Here is a 20299-nt window from a genome sequence, read left to right as displayed (position 1 = left end):
ATACCTTTAATTAAAACTCATATGTCATCGACAATTTAGCATTACGGGCGTCACCTAAGTACATAAATGAGCCAGAACGATAAGCTGCAGTCCAATATTCTTCGTTCAATATGTTACCTACGTTTATGCGGAAAGTTAAATCCTCAGTGGCATTGTAACTGGCAAATAAATCAACTACTTGATAGTTAGGCACCACAATGCTGTAACGGCTATTGTCGCTATCATAACCTGCTGCAGTGTCTGGTTGTCCGCCATACATTTCACTTTGATAAGTGTAGCTACCACCAAATACAAATGATTCGGTTAGCTCATAACGCAGTTGCAAATAAGCACTTTCGTCAGCAAAGTTACTTAGTACTAAACCAATGTTAGCTGGATTGTAAGACTCTAAAATTTCTGAATCCATTTTGGCAGCCGAGAATTGTATGCTGAGCTTGTCAGTAATATTGCCGACCATGCCAAACTCAATGCCTTTAACGCGGTTTTTACCCGTGTTAAGTGTACCTAGCGTTGAGTAACTGTCGCCAACACTTTCCATTACATCACTTTTAGTGATTTGGAAAATCGATGCCGAAAACATCATTTTGTCATCAAACAACATCCACTTGGTACCGAGCTCTAGGTTTTCAACAATTTCGGCATCAGCTTCAGCAGCTTGCTCTTGCGTACCACAAATACCACCGTAACCACAGTTAGCACCTAAATCAGACTCTCCGCCGTTGATGTTGGTTGCAGTACTGTAGTTGGCGTAGATATTGGCATCTTCAGACAAGTCATAAACTAAGCCAATATTACCGTTATACATGGTATCGGAATAGGCATAATCCACTTCACCATCGCGACCTGTTGTGTTGTTACTGTAATCAAAGCTGTCTTGTCTAAAACCAAAGAATAGTGCTAACTGATCGGTCAATTCAACCGTATCCATCATGTATGCCGACACGGTTTCGATGTCGTATATAGCATCAGATCCACCATCAACATAGCTGCGATTCATTAACTGGCCGATATTGTCGACAGTATTGCCGTTACCATCAATAATACAATAAGCCTCTGATACACCACGGCGACCCTCGGTCAAACAATTACCATCATTATTGTTGGTGATGCTATATACGCCGTTATCAACATTTTCATCTGTGTATTCAAGGCCAAACACTAACTTGTGATCAAAACCAAGTGCTTGGGTGTTCCAAAATAAATTGAATTGAGTGCTGACATAATCAACATCTTGGTTACCTTGGTGAGTACTAAGCGTTAACGTGCTTGCTCCAGGCGCTGTTGGGTCGGTATCTGCGCGCGTTGTGCCGCCCATCCCTGTTGTAATATAGCCATTTTCGGTATGTCCAACGCGTGTGGCGTTGTACAACGTAATGCTGTCATTTAACTCATATTCGGTACGTAAAGTGAACGTGGTGACCTTAGAATTTAGAAAATCACCATCTTGAGCATAAACAGGAATATCTTCTAGCGGCTTACGAGTATCTCGATCAAAATAACTGCCTAAATCTGGCACATCTTTCGCGTCTAGGTAGTAACCATCGGCAGTAAACGACAATGCATCGGTGGCTTCATACACACCCGATAACTGAACACCTTGGCGTTCACTCGTAATACCTTCGCGGCCCGGTTTGTCTTCTTCAGCCGTTAATCCGTTAAGGCGTACTGCCACTTTGTCTGATATCGGTAAGTTATAGTCCACCGTTAGACGAGTGTGATCGTCAGTACCAATACCCAAATCGACGCGACCAAAATCGTAAGCTACTGAGGCTTTTTTAGTCACACTATTAATGGCACCACCTGATGAACCACGGCCAGCAAATGTTGAACTTGGACCTTTGGTAATTTCAACTCGCTCGGTAGCAAAACTTTCGCGAGTGGTCATGCCAGGGTCGCGAAGTCCATCAACAAACACGTCACTACGTGCTTCGTGGCCACGGATAATATAACGATCACCGAATGCATTACCGTTTTCACCAGTACCAAGAGTAACACCCGCTTGAGCTGACAAAATGTCTTTTAAGTCCGTATTTCCTGACTCTTGAATTTGGTCTTGAGTTAACACGGTAATCACTTGCGGCGTATCGACAAGTGCAGCCATACGGCGTTTGTCGGCTGAGTTATTAAACATGTAAACCGAGTTTTGCACACCATGAACACGAATTCGCTCAATAGATTCGTCTGTTTGCGCTGGTTTACATTTTGCCAATATATCCTTATCACAAGTTTCATTTTTGGTGTCTGCGGCATATAGCGCTGGGCTACTGAATACTAATGCTGCAGCAACAGCTTGAGCACCTAATGATAACTTACTGTAATTACTCGACTTCATGCTTAACATCATCCTGTTATTAATAAGCGTTAACTAAATTTCATTTATGTGATGCACTTTACATAAATGAAACAAGGATCGCAAATACAAATCATTATCATTTATGTAAAGATTCATTAAATATGAAATTAAACTAACAAAAGGACGAAATAAGCTGATAGGTAGCCGTTATTAATAACAATCGTTATTGATAAACGTCATTGATAACCGTTTGAATACCGCTCAGAAACAGCGGCCTGGTCGACATAGATTAACTGACTTGATAAAGCTCTAACGGTAAACCGTCTGGATCGCTAAAAAAGGTATATTGTTTACCGGTATATTCGTCAATGCGAACGGGCTCGACAGAGATATTGCTCAGCTGCAAATGCGCCACGACCACCTCGATATCATCGACTTTGAACGCTAAGTGACGCAAACCCTGGGCTTCTGGATAACTGGGTCTTGGCGGTGCATCATTAAATGAAAATAACTCAATTTGGCTACCATCGGGCAAAGCTAAATCCAGTTTGTAAGAATCGCGTGCTTGACGGTAATGCTCGGCAACAATTTTTAGCCCTAATATTTGCGTATAAAATGCTTTTGAACGTGGGTAATCGGCACAGATAATCGCGACGTGATGAATTCCATTTAGCATGGCTGTCCTTGTAAATAGACTATTAATAATTAAACTAATTTAAACAAAAAAATAAAACCCTGATAGAACAAGTCTATCAGGGTTGATATACGCTTTTAAAGTCATAAACAAGGCTAAAGCAAGGTTAATGACTTCCAGAGAAAGTGGCTTAAATTAAACGCCGATTTCACCGCCGTCATCTTTAATAAACATCACTGTGGCTGCACGTGGACGAACCGTTGTGCCTGCGGGCGTTTCTTCATCTGCTCTATCAGAGTATGGCCAGTTGCCAGGATGCTGAATATTGGCAAACATTGCGGTGTAGTCTGGCGACATGGCAAAACCTGTCACTTCACAGCCGTTAGGGCCAACAAAGAAACGCTTAAGCTGAGTTTGGTTTTCAGCAGTTACCACTTGTTGGTTACCATCTGCATCTACCATCGTTGATGGCACAATCGCTAACATTTGATCGTTGGTTTCTTCGGTAACTTCAGAGGCACCGTTATCGGTTTGCACCCACAAAATACCACGTTGATCGAACGCCAAGCCGTCTGGGCTAGCAAACTGGTTTAAGTCAGTTAAGCCAGATAAGTTTGTTTCAGCATCACCATCTGCAGGTGAACCAAATATAAAGATATCCCAACTAAATTCAGTTGCTGCATCACCTTCATCCCAACGGATAATATGACCAAAGTTATTATTTAAACGTGGGTTAGCAGGGTTGGTGCTGTCGGTACGTTTACTGTTGTTGGTTAACGTTAGGTATACCGTACCGGTAAATGGATCAACGGTTGTCCATTCTGGGCGATCCATTGGTGTAGCACCCACTAAGTCAGCAGCGCCAGCAGTATTTAATATAATCGCGGCTTGTGAGTCAAAGCTGCTCGCAAGCGTGCTTCCGTCGGCAGTCACCCCATCTAACGTCAGCGGTAACCATTCACCGACGCCGTCTTCGGTAAACTTAGCTGCATATAAGGTTCCGGCATTCATGTACTTATCGCCTACTGTTAAGCGGTTAGTGCTGTTAGCATCTGCTGGATCCCACGCTGCGTCAGAAACAAACTTATACAGATATTCAAAACGAGAATCGTGGCCTGAATAGAATGTGATTGGTTTGCCTTCTTCAAGTTTACCAAAGGCACAACCCTCGTGGCGGAAGCGACCTAATGCAGTACGCTTAATGGCGCGCGAGTTAGGATTGTATGGATCAATTTCAACAATATAACCGTGGCCATTGGCTTCGTTACGGTAATCGTTAGTCGCACTTGAGCCCGTTGGCGTCACATCAAAACGAGCAAATTCGTCTAAACGCTCATCGTCATTACCGGCTAAGTGGCTCCAGCCATAACGAGTGTCAGAAGTCGAAATACCAATGCGCGTTTGCTCTTGCGTTAAGGTGCCTTTATTAACAAAATAACCCGGCCAGTTTTCTTCACATGTTAGATAAGTGCCCCAAGGCGTATAACCATTACCGCAGTTATTTAAAGTACCGCGCGCTTGGCTGCCATCTGGCGAATAACGCGTTTCAAGGTGTGAGCTGTACGCTAGTGGGCCAGCAATATCCATCACGGTTGCACCGGTAAAACGACGGTTATGGCTGTCGTTTTCGACCACTTGCCATCGTCCAGAAACTAATTTAATACGGACAACTGAAATACCATGGGCGTTGATTTCTTTGCGGATTTCATCAATTACAGTGCGCTTACCATCAGCATCAAACGTTGGGCCTGTTGGATGTAAAGCATCCTGGTCAATGTATTCGTGGTTAATACACAATAAACCGTCATCTGCCGAATCATTCAACGGGAAGAAATGCATACCATCATGATGCATACCGACTGAGTTTTCCTGATCGATAGCAGTATTACTGCCATCGGCTTTCCACGCTGCAGCTTTCGAATTTAAGGGAGTTCCCCAGGGTGCTAATACATAAGCTGAATAGCCAGCAGCTACCGCCACGGCATCGGTTTTAGAACCGACAATCGACTCAAAACCTAGTACTGCAGAACTCTTCGTTGGTGCTGTTGGCGTGGTCGGCGTTGTTGGCGTTTCTGCAACGGTATCATTGTCAGAGCCACAAGCACTTAATCCGAAGCCACCAAACGCTGTCATCGCACTAAGGCCTAAACCACGCTTAACAAAATTACGACGTGATAGATGATTCTCCATCACTTCATTGAAGGGGGTATTTTTACTGTTGTTAAAACGAGTTGGATCAAATGTCGCCTTGCTCATAAATTGTCCTTAGATATGCTCTGAAAATAACGGATCAAATATAGGTATAATTATTTGTCCGTTAAGATAAGCGTCTAATGTGACAACTCGGTTCAAACTAGATGACATTAATGTGGCAGTAAAAAGACACTCACCACACTGTCACATGTAGTGGAATCGATATAAAACTCGTGTTAGCGTTTTTTACCGCGTGAAGATGCCGCTAATGCCTTTTTACGTGCTTGTTGTTTTAATGCCGATTTAGTTGTTTTACGGGTAACTGGAGCAATTAAATCCAGATCTGGCTCAAAACCTGCCAGCCATTGCTGTGGTAAACGTCGGTCTAAAAAGGCTTCTAGTTTAGTTAATAACGGCTCGTCATCGATGCTTAATAACGTGATCGCTTGCCCTGCTTTACCTGCTCGGCCTGTGCGGCCAATTCGATGCACGTAGTCTTCAACTTGAAACGGTAACTCCATATTAACGACATAATTTAACTCGTTAATATCTAAACCTCTTGCAGCCACATCCGTTGCGACTAACGCGGTCACCTCACCGGCTTTAAATGCTGCTAACACTTGTTCACGTACTGCTTGAGATAAGTCAGCATGAAATGCTTCAGCTGCCACGCCAGCTTGTTTCATTTGCTTTACCAGTGCATCAGCACCTTGTTTGGTGCGGCTAAATATCAAGCTTTGCAGCCAACTTTCTTGGGTAATTAAATGGCACAGCATGGCGCACTTTCGATTAGCGTCGACATTAAACACTCGCTCAACAATACTGCTGGCGGTGGTATTTCGCTGAGCCACTTCAATCACCTGTGGTGAGCGTAATAAGCGCCGACTAAAACTGAGCATTCGGTCATCTAAGGTGGCTGAAAATAATAACGTTTGCCGTGTACTTGGCAAGCGCTTAAGTACTTCGACAATTTCATCTTTAAAGCCCATGTCCAGCATGCGATCGGCTTCATCAAATACCAAATGAGTTAATTGTGATAATGACAACGCACGCTTACGCAGCAAGTCTAATAACCGCCCTGGAGTCGCCACCAAAATATGGGTGCCATTGGCTAACTGACGGATTTGTTCGCCAATGCTAACCCCGCCATAAACCATCACGCTAGTGACTGAACTGCCATAAGCATATTGCTCAATACTACTGTGCACTTGTTGGGCTAACTCTCGAGTTGGGACTAATACAAGCGCCGTTATCGGGGTCGAATTAATATGTTGAGTGTCTGGCTGAGCAGCTAGATTATCTTGATGAGTCAATAATTGATGCAGTAACGGTAATGCAAATGCAGCCGTTTTCCCAGTGCCCGTTTGCGCCCCCGCCATCACGTCTTTACCGCTTAAAATAACCGGAATTGCTTGTAATTGGATAGGCGTAGGTTGCTGATATTTTAATTCAGCTAGGCGATTAATCAATATGGGATGTAACGATAAATCTGCAAAAGACATAAAAACTCCAAACATGTGGATGCGCAGTTTATCACGCTCATTCAGATTAAAACAAAGGCTCTAGGTAATGCTTGCTTGAATTATCGTTCATTAAAATGGCTGGTAAATGTGATGCTCAACACATCTTAAGCAGGTCGTGCTTTTTGCGGCAGATAACACTTGACTAAAAAAGTAAGCCTTATACAACTTAAACATGCAAATAAAAAACATGTTTAAATTTAACCACTAGATTGCATCACAATATTACACAATCAGATCCCATAACGAGGTATCACCATGAGTTTTTCAATTAGCGGTATTTTCAAGCCAGCCAAGCAAGCTGAACAGATTAGCAATGTGGCACCTACAGCCCAAGATACTACTGCAACAGAAATGAAAGCTGTAACAGAAAATGAAGTATCTCAGGCTGAAAATACTGCCAAAAAACAAGCTAATGGCGGCAGTTGTTGCGGTGGATGTGGTGGCGGTAATCATTAATCCACTAGAATACTAAACGTTACCACGTCTGAATAAACGTAAACTGTCTTTACTGATTAGTTGCGGATACTGCGCTGTAACGTCGAAAAATCCATTGGCATACGCTACTGCTACTGAGCCTTCGTTCTGTTTATTGATATAAGCAAAAACAGGGCTCGAAATAAATTGCTTTAAAAACATTTCCACAGCTTTGGTGGCAATGCCTTTGCCCCAATGTTCACGTCCAATCCAATAGCCAACTAAACGCATTTGCGGATCTGACTTTGCGGCTGCGTCGGTATTAATCCACGATAATACATTACCCACTAAAACATCATCTATCCAAATCCCTTGTGCTATCGCCTTTTCATTTGCTAATACTTTTTGCTGCCAATGCAGGTTAAAAGCTTTACGTTTACGCGGCACAAAGTCTGCCATTTTATTAGCAATAGGGTCGTTTTCAAATTCAAACAATATATCTAAATCTGCTTCAGTAATGGGATGAAGAGAAATATTCATTTCGGGTTCGCCTTTTCTATGTTGTGTCACCAAGATCATTTATATTATAGATAACCTCAGCTCTAATAAGAGATGGGATAAATCGTTAAAAATGGGTTTAATTCAAGTCTGCAATATCAAACTTGCCATGTGTTTTGCTAACAAGGCATATTGGACGTATCAATAGCTAGCCTATTGTAAGTCGATTAAACACTGATAGCGGAAATGCCTGTTTGATGACCGTTTATTATCCATAATTGAGGTTATATACTCTCATTCATCGACACGCTTGACGATGAGTAACCGTATCAACATGCATTAAAGGACTACAGGATGAAAAGCATTAAAACATGGCAATGGTTGGGCTTTGCTGGCCTTTTACCTTTTATTATTCTCAGTGTATTAGCCTTCAATCATAGCCTATTAGCACCCGAACATACTATGTTAGGGTTTGTTAGCTATAGCGCAGTGATTTTAAGTTTTATTGCCGGTACTCTGTGGGGCAAAGCGGTTATATTAACCTTAGACGATAATATTGCTAAGTTACTCATCATTAGTAATATCATCGCACTCGCCTGTTGGATTGCACTGTTAACGCCCTTTGCATTATCCGCGCTAATCCTACTCGCCAGTGGTTATCTGTATTTATTGTATATTGAGTTTAAAGCCAAACAATTATCAACCACCACCAGCTACCTCACATTACGCACAATACTAACCAGTGCTGCTGTAGTATGCCACATTATTGTCATGCTCAGTCTTTTTAGCGTTTAACAACATGTTAACTCGAACAAAAAGCCCATGCTTTACAGCATGGGCTTTTTGTTTATTGCAGCAAGCTGACTGGCTTCATCATCTATAAACCGGTTTGACACTGTTCTTGCTGATTTATCATCGGTGATAAAATCGGCATCATGCCTTTAAGTACTTGTAATGGCAGTGCTGAAGTAAAGCTAAAGTCGTCGGCTTTCTCCCCTGGTACAAATGCAGTTAGGGTACCAAAATGACGATCGCCTAAGTAAAACACAAATGTGGCAGTACGGTTTATAGCAGTTGAAGACACTTTACGGCCATTACGAATTTCAGTCGCAATACGGTTATCGCCGGTACCGGTTTTTCCTCCCATAACAATCATTTGGCCATTGCTATCCACTAAACTGCCTTTGAGCCTTCTTGCTGTGCCATTTTCGACCACATTTGCCAGTGCTTTTTTCAACGCTCGTGCAACTTCTTGGTGCATTACTCGCATAACAGTTTGTTTATTATTGGCCAATGTCACCTCATAAGGTGTGTCTTTGGCAAACTGCAGCTCATCAATTCTCACGGTAGGGAAACGATAGCCATCATTTTGAATAATACCCATTAACTCAGCCAATGCTGCAGGTCTGTCGCCCGAGCTGCCTAAAGCAGAGCCTAATGAAGGCACCATGTATTCAAACGGATAACCCATTCTCACCCAACGTTGATGAATACTTAAAAATGCTTCCACTTCTAACATCACCTGAATACGCACATCACGAGCATTTTGATGACGCGTTCTAAACAGCCAGCGATACACTTCTTGTAACTGCGGTTGTGCGTCTTCTAATACTTGAGTAAGGCCAGTTTCCGGATAGTCATTTAAATAGCGTAATACCCACAACTCTAACGGATGCACCCGTGCAATATAGCCTTGATCAGCTAAATTAAATTTTTCTTCGCCATATTTGTTGTACAGCACATTAATTTGTTTATCGGTAAAGGTTTTTGCTGGTAATCGCTGAGTTAAAAAAGCTGTTAACTCACGGGCGCCATCGTAAGGTTTTAAATAACGATAAACGGCCGTTAACTTGTGTTCTTGTTGTTGAATACCATCAAATAACACCTCAAGACGCTGCTCTGGTGCAAGCTGACGATACTTGCGATAAAAACGTTTTACAAACGAACTGCCCTCACGCTTAGCAAATGCTTTTAGGTATTCTTCACGGCGCGGATCTTTGTCGTTACGCAATAGCTGCGACACACTGCCTTCACTGTTATAACTACTACTGTAATTAACAATGTCTTGCATTAAGCGCACAAAAGGCAAGTTTATCGACTCTTGCAATGCTTGATATAATGTTGGTACGCGACTGTTTTCTTTTTTATTAAAATTGTTAAATACATGCAAACCACCACCGGTGAAGAAACGTTCTTCTGGTGAAGCCGAATATTCGCGCTGCAGTGCAGCATCCAACATTCGGGTTAAATTACGGTCACGGGTGGTAATCAAATAATCGACCACCCAGCGCGTAATATGGTCTTTACGTTCCACATCCACTTGGCGTAAATCAGCCACCGTCATTGCAGAAAAACGCTGTTGTAATTCGGCAATAATGTCTAAATATGTCGCTAATACACGTAACTTAGCCGTTGAACCTAACTCCAGCTTACTGCCTTCATTAATATCAAACGGCTGATCAATACTGTCGGTTTGAATCCGCACCCTATTGGCACTGTCGGTACTTTCATACAAGGTAAAGCTGTACAACACTTTATCTAACTGCTGCACCGACAGTAAACGCTCACCCAGTAGTCCGATACGTTCAGCCGAACTGGGCTGAGCTAAACTACGTAAGTAATCGCTAACTTGTTGTTGCAAGTCACCATGGAAGGTACTGTTAATCGATAAATCATAGCGATCAAGATCAAACAAACTTAGTCCCAACATACCCGCAGTGCGAATACGTACCGCATTAACCCCTTTATTGTTAGCGAGGTTAGTCGTCGCTAACTTACTGGCGTTAAATTGTAATGTTTGCTCAAGTGCCGACACCATCAATTGCGTTTCAATTAACCCATCACCGCCCAGTAAACGTAAATAGCTGTCTACTAACGATTCTAAATCATCATGACCTTGGCGTAAGTAATACGATGGCCGACGCTGAGCAATCATTAAAGCTACGATTTGACGAAACACCTTGCCACGCTCAGCAGCATTTTGTTGAGTATGACGACTCAAAAGCAATTGGTTAGCTTGATTAAAATCTGTTTTAAACCAGGCCCATAAACCATCACCAATACCGTGGACTTCACCAAAACCCGGAGCCGATGATAATGGCACTGTGTTGAGATAATCTTGTACGATGCGTTGGCGAGCGCCAACGGTGCTTTCACCTTGCTGATACACTCGTACAATGGCCGAACCAATTTGTAATAACTTATCTTTAATACTCAAGGTTAAGCCGTGGTTAGAATGCCTGAATTTTTCAATTTGGGTGGCCAAAGTACTGCCACCCGCTTTAGACATATCAGCCCCAAAAATACCCGCTACCTGACTGGCGGCAGCCAGCACAAATCGTGGCCAGTCAACAACGGGGTTGTAGTTAGCTTCTGGACTCAACATTTCACGATTTTCGATAAATAATAAGGTATTGATGATTTGATCTGGGATTTTATCTTGGTCTTGATACACACGTTTAGGATAGGAGAAATCGAATACCGTCATGTCGCGGCAATCTTTAATTGCTAAACCAGATTGGGCTTTTTCATGATACGGCGGGAAAAAACCAATATTGGTATAATCCATCAACATTGGTGAAAATGCCACCTGCTGAGTGATTTGATAATTACGCTCAATAAGACGCGCTATTTTCTGCGGTAATTGGCTATAACCATGGCGGTCATCAAAGGGACCATACTTAGGATAAATCACCGCATCGCTGCGATAATCACGTACTTTATAGGTTAATTTAGTGGCATATTGATGTAAAAAATAAGATTGATAATACGATGTCCGCACCTCAAACTCGATCAGATAAGCTGTTGCTAACAATAATACGATCAATAACCAACCCGCTTTACTGCGACGAACCGGAGCCGGTTTGGCGGAAGATGCATTAGGTCGATAATTATCAAACTGACTGTCTGTATGTGGACTAGACACAAACTCTCCATCTAACGCATAAAATCACAATAACGCACCATTTAACTTTTGGTTGAGATGTTCAATACATCGCGTAACTAATTGTGATAATTTTATCAGATGGGTAAAGCCATTAGATATAGACAAAATAACTAAATGTTGTTTTTTAGCCTATTAAAGACCTTATTGCCACAATATCGATATTTTTATATGAAACACTTACCCAAGTTTAAGGATTGTTTTGGACAACAGCACTTCAACAGCGACTATTGATCCGCCATTAAGATTAGGTTTAGCCATGTGGTCACAAAACCAATGGCAACAAACCGTTTATGGCAATAGCCAGGCACATCGACTGGCACGTTATGCCGAAATATTTAATACCGTCGAGGGCAACACTACTTTCTATGCCACGCCGTCGTTACAGAATGTACAAAATTGGTACGCTGCAACGCATGACGAGTTTAAATTTACCTTTAAACTGCCCAAACACATCACCCATGAATTACAGCTCCAACATGCAGGCCCAGCGCTACAACAATTCTTTAGCATAATGGAGCCCCTTATTAACCGAACCGGAGTGTGGAAAATTCAACTTCCCGCCAGTTTTGGGCCACAATCTTTGCCACAATTAGCACAGTTTTTAACTCAAGTGCCACAAGGCCTAACCTATGGTGTAGAAGTTCGTAACAGTGCCTTTTTTGCTAAAGGTGAAGCAGAACAAGCATTAAACCGCTTATTAATCGACAATAACTGCAATCGTATCATTATGGACACGAGGCCTGTTTTTGCAGCAGCGCCAACAACCGCAGCAGTGATAGATGCCCACCAGAAAAAGCCAAAAGTGCCAGTACACGCCATTGCAACCGCACACAATCCTGTGGTGCGCTTTATTGGTCATCCGCAAGCGGAAGCCAATATACATTTTTTCCAAAACTGGCTAAAACAACTGCCTTTATGGATCGCGCAAAATAAACAACCCTATTTATTTATCCACACTCCAGACAATCACAATGCACCGCAATTAGCGGTCGATTTGTATCGTTTACTGCAACAGCAGTTGGCACAAAGTACATCTGCATTGACCGACATTAATCTATTACCTCAACAACAGCACACCACAACTCAAATGGGTTTTGATTTGTGATACCCACCTATATGCATAGGTAACCTCAAGGACTGATAATAAACGTTTATCAAACCGCTCTCGGTCCTACAATTTTATGATATTATCTGCGCCGATCCAGCCTGCCTTCGCAGCGCGTTTATGTTGATAAAGGAACCACCATGAGTGAATCTGCAACCCGTCTAAATAAGTACATCAGTGAGAGTGGTATTTGCTCACGTCGTGAAGCAGATCGCTATATTGAGCAAGGTAATGTTTTTATCAATGGTAAACGCGCCAAAATTGGTGATAGCGTCGAATTTGGCGATAAAGTCAAAGTGAATGGTCATGATATAGCCCCCCGAGACGAAGCCGATCTGGTTTTTATTGCCCTTAATAAACCGGTAGGTATTGTTAGTACCACCGAAAATACCGAACGCGATAATATTGTTGATTTTGTTAATCACAGCGAACGAGTATTTCCAATTGGTCGTTTAGACAAAGATTCACAAGGGTTAATCTTTCTTACCAGCAATGGTGACTTAGTCAATAAAATCCTCCGCGCAGGCAACAATCACGACAAAGAATATGTGGTTACGGTTAACAAGCCGATCACTGAAGCATTTTTACAAGGTATGCGCGCCGGCGTGCCGATGTTAGGTGTCATCACTAAAAAATGTAAAGTGGAACAAGTTTCAACGTTCGTATTTAAAATAATTCTAGTTCAAGGGCTTAATCGTCAAATTCGTCGAATGTGTGAACATTTCAACTTTGAAGTGACCAAGCTGGAACGTCAATCAATTATGAATGTGTCGCTTAAAGGACTGCCTGTAGGAGAGTGGCGTGATTTGGATGAACAAGAACTCAGCACGCTAATGAAGTTAATTGAACATTCATCTTCAGAGGTTAAAAACGCGCCCAAAAAAGCTAAGAAAAAGCCAACCCAAAGCTTACGAGATAAAATTGAAGGCCCAGAACACTTTATGCAAGGTCGAGGTGCTAAACCTAAAAAGCCGGCAGCGAATAAAGGTAAGCCAAGTCATTCAAGAAAACCTAAACGTTGATCCAAAAAACAGCATAAGTGATATACCGCTTAGGATAAGAGTGAGTATTAAAAATAATCATTTTACCGTATGCAATAGTCTTTTTATGTTGTAGGATACTGCACTGAGTATTATTCAAACAGCCAATATTATACAAATGTAAATAAAACATCGGTTTACATTAAATATTGTATAATCACTCACGCTAAAAGATTACACATAATGCATTTTTATTGATCTAATGCATGCTAAAGTTGTTGTAATCTTTCAATAAATAGTACAAAAAAACATCGTAAAAGTATAAAACAACAGCAATCGGACGCTGGTTTTTTAAACAAGGAATGTGACATGTTCAGCAATAACCTTTTAATCGTAGATTTCCCTGTTCATCTTCATGGGCAATTTCAAAACCTCGCTAATTTGATTGAATTTAACTTAATTCCAACCAATGCGAGCTGCGCGTTATCAGAATTATCAGCCGCATCAAATTCCGAAAATGGCAGCGCCATTATGGTTCATTATCTTGAAAATCCATTACAAGAAATTGGTTACTTATCTGCAGAGTTATTTAAAAGCGACCTGCACATTGCATTTTGTCCTGCACTGAATGTAGAACTAGAGGTTATTCTTATTTCATCTGGATTTCATGGTGCCATCAGTGTCGATGACTCTATCGCTCATCAAATACAAAGCATTAAACAAGTGCAAGATGGCGACATTAGCTTTAACCCTAAAGCCGTTTCTAAATACATCCTCCAAAGAAAGCGTATTCCATCATCAGGTAATCGCGCCAAAATACTTGCCGTCACCACAAAAAAAGAACAACAAGTCTTGTCACTCATACTGCATGGATTAACCAACGAAGAAATGGCCAAAGAGCTCAACATTTCTGTTAATACCGTCAAAATGCACGTACAAAATATTTATAAAAAAACCAAAATTAAAAATCGCGGCCAATTATTTGCTTTTGCTGCCGGTTAACTTTTTATAAATACTCCAGTTAACACTTAAAAGTGAACTTAGTAATGTATCCATTAAACGATACATTTTTAGGCTGACTTAATATTCACTCGTTAGAATTTTTTATAACAGGTGAAGACATTTCACCTCATAATGTAAGGACACATTAATGCACCATAAAAGCATATTAGCCATATTAATCTCTGGCGCACTCTTAGTCGGTTGCGGTTCATCTGACGACGATTCTAATACCGAAATCACGCAACCTGATTCTGGCACACCGCCCCCGATTACAACGCCTCCAGTAGCATCAGAATATACTCACCGGGTAACCGGTTTAGCGGTATATCAAGGTGCATTATCTGGTGCGACTGTTTGCGCCGATTTAAACCAAAACTTAGCCTGTGATAGCGATGAACCTTTTACTATTACAGATATTGACGGTAACTACCAAATTGATTGGAAGAGCGAAGTCGAAACCCCAGACTATTATTTAGTGGCTAACTGGCAGGCGGCGACAGCAACACAAGCAATCCAAGCCCGCTCTTTAGCACTTAAGGTTAAAAATCCAACCACCCGCTCTGCGCCAAGATCTATCGTTAGTGACGCAGGAAAAGGCACGTTAATCGCTAGCCCACAGTACAATGGCGCGATTAATAACCTGACCCATATTAAACTCTCTCGGGTGATTGAGATGAAGAGTCAAAGTCTGTCTAACAGTGATATTAGTCAGCTATCGGCTGAGTTAGACACTCTATTGGCTATTTTGTATCAATTAGATGCAGACACCTTGTATTCTATTTCAGCGGAAACATCAGCCTCAGCTAACTTTATGCGCATAGACTATGCCATTGCTTATTTACAGCAAGTCATCGCGACTCAAATCCCAAACTTAATCGCAGCAGAAAAAATTCTTGCAGCTACTTATGCTCAACTTTGGCAAATATTAATTGATAGCGGCCTTTCTATCGAAGAGTTCTTCTCAGACGACATATTTACTTTAGCCGCAAATATACTCTTTAGTGATTCAGCTATCGCATTAGGATTTACAGAATTACCAATCGATTCTCGTATTTTGTCACAAAACGATTGGGATGTTGTGTTAGGTAATATCATTAATGATAGCGGCTTTGCTAATACCTTATCGCTAGCGTTGCTGTCACAGTTCAGCACATTCTCACTAGACAATGATGAGACAGGAAAGACAGTTATAGGATCAGCCTCTATTGAGGGAATTGGGTATGTTACCGAATTCCCTAAAGATATAGATGAGCAAGAAATAGAAATTGAATGCTGGAACACAACCCATAACGGTTGGTATACCATTGCACCATTGCCGACGACTGAACCGTTTATAGAAGGTAATAGTTACAAAACAGTGTATGAATCAACAGATGTTAATGTCACTATTAATGTAGAAAAAATACTCACACCAAGTGATAGCTGGAGCTCAATACTTAACATTATTCCTGATAGTCTTAAATTCAACACGCTAAATTGGCCACAAACATTATATTCTATAAACGTATCTCAAGAAGCTGATGTCATGTGTCGTGAAGTCAATAATTATGAAATCTACGACCTTCCTGATTACGAGACGGCTGATATGATCACAGTTGATGATATCGCTAGAGCACAATTTGATAGTTTATATCCAGAGTTTATCATCGTCGATGAGCAACAAAGTAAGATCACTCTGCTTGATATTAACCTGCAACCAGAAACGACATTTACAGTAGAACGCAGCATTAGCCCAAGTAATCAGCCATTAATTATTACAACTGAGGACGCTATAAATGACAAAGTTGCTGAGCACATTCTTCCGACATATTATTTAGTTGCAGATCAACAGTTAATTGAAGTCAATTTAAATAAAGCTTTCGACACGAAAGACGCAAACAATCAACTAATGATGACTTATGACAATTCAGAACGCTTTACCCAAATATTATACAATCATCTATTATCACTAAAAACAACGCCATAAGAGGCTTATAGCTTACTCGCAATATAAAAAACCATTAGCAAAAGCTAATGGTTTTTTATCATCAAGCCACAAATATTAGCCTGCTTTAATCATATCGTTTTATTTATCAATAAAACGACCAACAATCGCTAAGACTAAATCAAACGCACCATAGACAAAGGACCGTTCTGCTGCCATAAAAATGATGAATCCCTAATGCACTAGATATGCCAGCTAGAATGACTGCTATAGCATACTCCCCATCCAACTCAATAACCTGTTACTTATTAACAATCAACAAAGTAAACACTGCCAATATGTAAAGTGACATATTAGATACTGGCGTTACAGCTCATCACCACCCTCTTCAGCTTCCATGCGCTCAACATCTTGCTTGGTGTAACCCATGGCTTCGGTTATATAGCACATCTTCACCAGCTGAAACATTTGCACAAAAGAGCTAACCCGCCCCGCGTGCATTTGTACATTTAATAACGCCATAGTGACACCAGCTTCATCGCCGGGCGATACTGTAGCGCTCAATTCAGATAACGACTGGTTATTAGCTGATACCTCATCAATGAGATTGTTATATTCTGTGACGTTTTCAGGCATATAACAGGTAGATGTTTCAGGTAATTGTGACAAAAACTGCTCATATTTTTTTACAAACAACCTAGCTTGCACCAACGTCTGCTCACCGAGTGCTTGTAATTCTTGCACCTTGCCACTTTGGAATACAGCCGACGCATTGCCAGAATCCATGAGCTGATTAAACTCTTGCATCAAGACTAGCTGCTTATCGGATAGCACTTTTGCATCTTGTGCTATGGGTTTCGTTTTAGCTTCAAATGCATCAATAGCAGCTTGGTTGCTAGCCAATACTGCAAAACTCATTGTGGTAATGGCAGTAGTCATGGCCACCAGCAAGCTGGCTTTTTTAAAAATATTCATCGATAACATCCTGTTAGTTGAGCACTTGAAAACAATCAAGCCATATATGGCCATGTTAATTCTTAAACCAAATAACGAATATACAGCGAGTACAAGCCAAAGCCTGTCATACCTAGTAGCGCTATAGCCATCGGTATGAGTATGTAAAAACGCCATACCGCTGCTATTTTTGGGATTTGCGTCAACGTTGCACTGTAGCCGAGTTGAGACAGTGCAATAACAAATTTATTACTATCAAATGTTTGCCCGGCTAACGTAATGCTTTCACCGTTACTCACATCAATGTTTACTCTAAATACAAAAGGTCGCCTGTATTGCCTCAGGGCACTGTCACCATCGCCAGCTTTATACCAATTCCACTCAATATTAATTGATTTAATCGCAGACTTTTCTATCTGTCTAACTTGCTTATCCTCAAAATACACTCTTGGAATAACAAGTGAATTCTCGCTGATAACAATCTCATTAGGATTCGTTATCCCCTGTGTATAATGCTTATCGCAAATGAGCTTTCGCCTTACAGCAGACACAGCTACCCCAAATAGTGCAACCACGGTGGCCGCTACGATATTTTGGCTAGAATAAAGGATAAACAAGGCAGCCATAAAACTGATATAACTTGAAGCCCAGACTTGATGAAAGTATTGCCGAGGTAAAGGCAGCATAAACAGTGTGACGGGGTATTGTAATTTTATCGGGTCGTTAAATAACTTAATCCCGATAAAGGCTTTTACGGTATCTTGGTCGAGCGGAACTGAACTAAAGGTTGGCCAATCTTTACGGCTAACGCTATCAAATTGACCGACAACATTAATCCCCTGCGACATTAACTCTTTTCGACATTGTTGCACCAATGCGGGCAACTTATGTTGCTTCACTTTTAACGATATCGATATCGGTTCAGGAAATTGAGCTTGTTGACTATCTTTAACATGCAAAATCACTTTATAAGTATTATGCACTTCTTTTAACTCAATATTTTTTATTATCGAGTAATCAACATCTTGTTGTTGAAGGGAATAAATGGATCCCCCCCCTAACTTGAAACCATGAAACTGTATTAACACATTGCGTGAGGCATCAAAACACCATCGACATTGATAACTAAACGCTATCAACATCAACAACATACTGAGCATTAAACGCCCGACAGCTTCAGCCAAAAAAGAAAAAACACTTACTTCCAACACCACATAAACCAAATTAAAGCATATAAAAATCCACTTTATTTTTTCAACGGCTGACACTATTGAAAATGATGAAGCGGTATTCAGCAGCGTCCCTGTTAACTTGTTAAACATCCTGCTCCTTAATCGACTTACACTTTTAAGATAGTTGTCAGTGTCTACCAACTATATAAAGAGCCTCGTTATCGACTATTTTTAGCCATATCATTCTATTACGTCATTAACATGCCGGTAATGAACAAAAAGGATAAGCAGGTACCATATAATGGCCTACAATAACGTAACAACCTTCCACTGGTTTTCTAAATAGGCCAGCTTGCAAGTCCCATAGCCTTGAATCGCTTCATTAGTCTTTGGTGATATCGTGTCGAAACGGTATGGAACCCACAACTCTAAGTCATGCCCACGCTGCTTAGCGTTGTCACTAACTAAACTGCTGCTAGAATTTTTAGCATCTTCAAACGCTAACGCCTCATTTTCATCTATTTGATAATTATCGATACCTAAATATGATGTTTTAAAATATTTATCATGTAGCTCAGATAGATATACTTTTACTTGCTCATCCGTTGCTGGTATTGCAGCAAACACCTTTCTGAATAAGTTCACATCTTGATGTCTAACGACATCGACTGACGCTTTACACAGTGCATTCGGCTCTGATCGATCAATTTTTTTAGCAGCTGCCAACCACTGAGTTAGATTTTCTTCATCAGAAGACCCCATTGAAGGCGTCGATATAAATAGTAATAAAATAATAGCGATTAATTTGTACATGAAAACATCCTTTTAATTTACGTTTTTGCTTTACTAACGCTTAAAAACTCACAATCAATCATGTATGCAATCAATTGAATATACACTACAAAAAATAGTGTTTCACTAGCATGCCTGTGACAACCACATTGACTAAAACAGGGAATATTACGGCTATAATATTAGGCAAAAAAGCCCATGACCAATTGCCGTGCAGCGTTGTTAATGGATAGTCGAAAAAACACAGCATGTAAACAATGTGTTTAAGCGGGAAATACATCGCATTAAGGATAATGACTTCACCGCTTTTTAGCTTAATATCACACGCGGTAATATGATTGCGCACATGTAAACGATGCATTTGTGATTTATATTTTACCGTGATGCGCTCAATGTCACCACGTTGTAACTCCAACTGCCCCACAGGCTTATTAATTATTGCATTCGCAGGAATGGCAATACGCTGCTGGCTAACAAAGCAACGTAATGTCCCGGTAATACCGTAACGTCGCCTAACCAGCCAATACCGCCCTATTAAGTAGACAGGTAATAACCCCACATTGATTAATACTAATGCACGAGCAAGCTCAGTATTAGGAACACTAAGAGGTAGCACAGCTAAACCGACCATCAAAATAAGCAGTAACAATGAAACACCTAAAGACAGAGGGTAACCTATATTAGCGACATATAAACCCACGTCACTTTGCGCGTTAAAGTCACGCATCCCTTTAATATGCAGATTAAAAAATAACGATTTATCATCTAACTCAATTTTCTTAGCCAAAACAATAATGCCACCCAATTTAATAATGAAATAACTTACTGCCTTTTCACTTGAATTACGATAGCCTTTTGTGACTATAAAA

16 protein-coding genes are annotated in these 20299 nt (G+C 40.9%); 6 read left to right on the top strand and 10 right to left on the bottom strand.

What is annotated here, in order from left to right:
• Window positions 1–10: 10 nt before the first annotated feature.
• The 4 genes from SFRI_RS03135 to SFRI_RS03120 all read right to left on the bottom strand — a co-directional run bounded on the left by SFRI_RS03135 (window position 11) and on the right by SFRI_RS03120 (window position 6622).
• Complete coding sequence (locus SFRI_RS03135; RefSeq protein ID WP_425271580.1) at window positions 11–2341, bottom strand: TonB-dependent receptor; 2331 nt, start codon at window positions 2339–2341, stop codon at window positions 11–13.
• Between the two features lie 241 nt (window positions 2342–2582).
• Window positions 2583–2969: an SMU1112c/YaeR family gloxylase I-like metalloprotein gene (gene gloA2 / locus SFRI_RS03130; RefSeq protein WP_011636097.1), complete on the bottom strand. Its 387-nt coding sequence runs from the start codon at window positions 2967–2969 to the stop codon at window positions 2583–2585.
• A gap of 153 nt (window positions 2970–3122) precedes the next feature.
• Complete coding sequence (locus tag SFRI_RS03125; RefSeq protein WP_011636096.1) at window positions 3123–5183, bottom strand: PhoX family protein; 2061 nt, start codon at window positions 5181–5183, stop codon at window positions 3123–3125.
• Between the two features lie 173 nt (window positions 5184–5356).
• Window positions 5357–6622, bottom strand: a complete 1266-nt coding sequence (locus SFRI_RS03120; protein ID WP_011636095.1) for a DEAD/DEAH box helicase — start codon at window positions 6620–6622, stop codon at window positions 5357–5359.
• A gap of 276 nt (window positions 6623–6898) precedes the next feature.
• Here SFRI_RS03120 and SFRI_RS03115 point away from each other — a divergent pair, with 276 nt between their 5' ends.
• The gene (locus SFRI_RS03115) at window positions 6899–7099 is read left to right on the top strand and encodes a hypothetical protein (RefSeq protein WP_041412753.1); all 201 of its coding nucleotides are present in this window, start codon (window positions 6899–6901) and stop codon (window positions 7097–7099) included.
• A gap of 12 nt (window positions 7100–7111) precedes the next feature.
• Here SFRI_RS03115 and SFRI_RS03110 read toward each other — a convergent pair whose 3' ends face one another.
• Complete coding sequence (locus SFRI_RS03110; RefSeq protein WP_049763510.1) at window positions 7112–7597, bottom strand: GNAT family N-acetyltransferase; 486 nt, start codon at window positions 7595–7597, stop codon at window positions 7112–7114.
• 312 nt (window positions 7598–7909) lie between these two features.
• Between SFRI_RS03110 and SFRI_RS03105 the strand changes: the two genes are divergently transcribed.
• Entirely contained in the window at window positions 7910–8350 is a 441-nt protein-coding gene (locus tag SFRI_RS03105; protein WP_011636093.1) for a DUF3429 domain-containing protein, read from the top strand.
• Between the two features lie 82 nt (window positions 8351–8432).
• On the opposite strand, the gene SFRI_RS03100 is transcribed toward SFRI_RS03105, so the two are convergent.
• Window positions 8433–11480, bottom strand: coding sequence for a transglycosylase domain-containing protein (locus SFRI_RS03100; RefSeq protein WP_011636092.1), 3048 nt, complete (start codon window positions 11478–11480; stop codon window positions 8433–8435).
• 220 nt (window positions 11481–11700) lie between these two features.
• Here SFRI_RS03100 and SFRI_RS03095 point away from each other — a divergent pair, with 220 nt between their 5' ends.
• The 4 genes from SFRI_RS03095 to SFRI_RS03080 all read left to right on the top strand — a co-directional run bounded on the left by SFRI_RS03095 (window position 11701) and on the right by SFRI_RS03080 (window position 16554).
• On the top strand, window positions 11701–12606 hold the full coding sequence (locus SFRI_RS03095) for a DUF72 domain-containing protein (RefSeq protein WP_011636091.1): 906 nt from the start codon (window positions 11701–11703) through the stop codon (window positions 12604–12606).
• A gap of 140 nt (window positions 12607–12746) precedes the next feature.
• A complete protein-coding gene (rluF, locus tag SFRI_RS03090; protein WP_011636090.1) occupies window positions 12747–13628 on the top strand; it encodes a 23S rRNA pseudouridine(2604) synthase RluF in 882 nt (293 codons plus the stop codon).
• A gap of 327 nt (window positions 13629–13955) precedes the next feature.
• Window positions 13956–14588, top strand: coding sequence for a response regulator transcription factor (locus SFRI_RS03085; RefSeq protein WP_011636089.1), 633 nt, complete (start codon window positions 13956–13958; stop codon window positions 14586–14588).
• Between the two features lie 148 nt (window positions 14589–14736).
• On the top strand, window positions 14737–16554 hold the full coding sequence (locus SFRI_RS03080) for a hypothetical protein (protein ID WP_011636088.1): 1818 nt from the start codon (window positions 14737–14739) through the stop codon (window positions 16552–16554).
• A 324-nt stretch (window positions 16555–16878) separates the two neighbouring features.
• On the opposite strand, the gene SFRI_RS03075 is transcribed toward SFRI_RS03080, so the two are convergent.
• The 4 genes from SFRI_RS03075 to SFRI_RS03060 form a co-directional block, all read right to left on the bottom strand.
• Window positions 16879–17487, bottom strand: a complete 609-nt coding sequence (locus SFRI_RS03075) for a hypothetical protein (RefSeq protein WP_011636087.1) — start codon at window positions 17485–17487, stop codon at window positions 16879–16881.
• 62 nt (window positions 17488–17549) lie between these two features.
• Window positions 17550–18788 (bottom strand): hypothetical protein, encoded by a 1239-nt coding sequence (locus SFRI_RS03070; RefSeq protein WP_011636086.1) that lies wholly within the window; start codon window positions 18786–18788, stop codon window positions 17550–17552.
• Window positions 18789–18944: 156 nt separating this feature from the next.
• Window positions 18945–19451: a hypothetical protein gene (locus SFRI_RS03065; protein WP_011636085.1), complete on the bottom strand. Its 507-nt coding sequence runs from the start codon at window positions 19449–19451 to the stop codon at window positions 18945–18947.
• 85 nt (window positions 19452–19536) lie between these two features.
• Entirely contained in the window at window positions 19537–20217 is a 681-nt protein-coding gene (locus tag SFRI_RS03060; RefSeq protein WP_123884157.1) for a hypothetical protein, read from the bottom strand.
• Between the last annotated feature and the right edge of the window lie 82 nt (window positions 20218–20299).

Origin of the sequence: Shewanella frigidimarina NCIMB 400 (assembly GCF_000014705.1) — a bacterium.
Classification (GTDB): Bacteria; Pseudomonadota; Gammaproteobacteria; order Enterobacterales; family Shewanellaceae; genus Shewanella; species Shewanella frigidimarina.
This window is presented reverse-complemented; position numbering and strand designations above follow the sequence as displayed.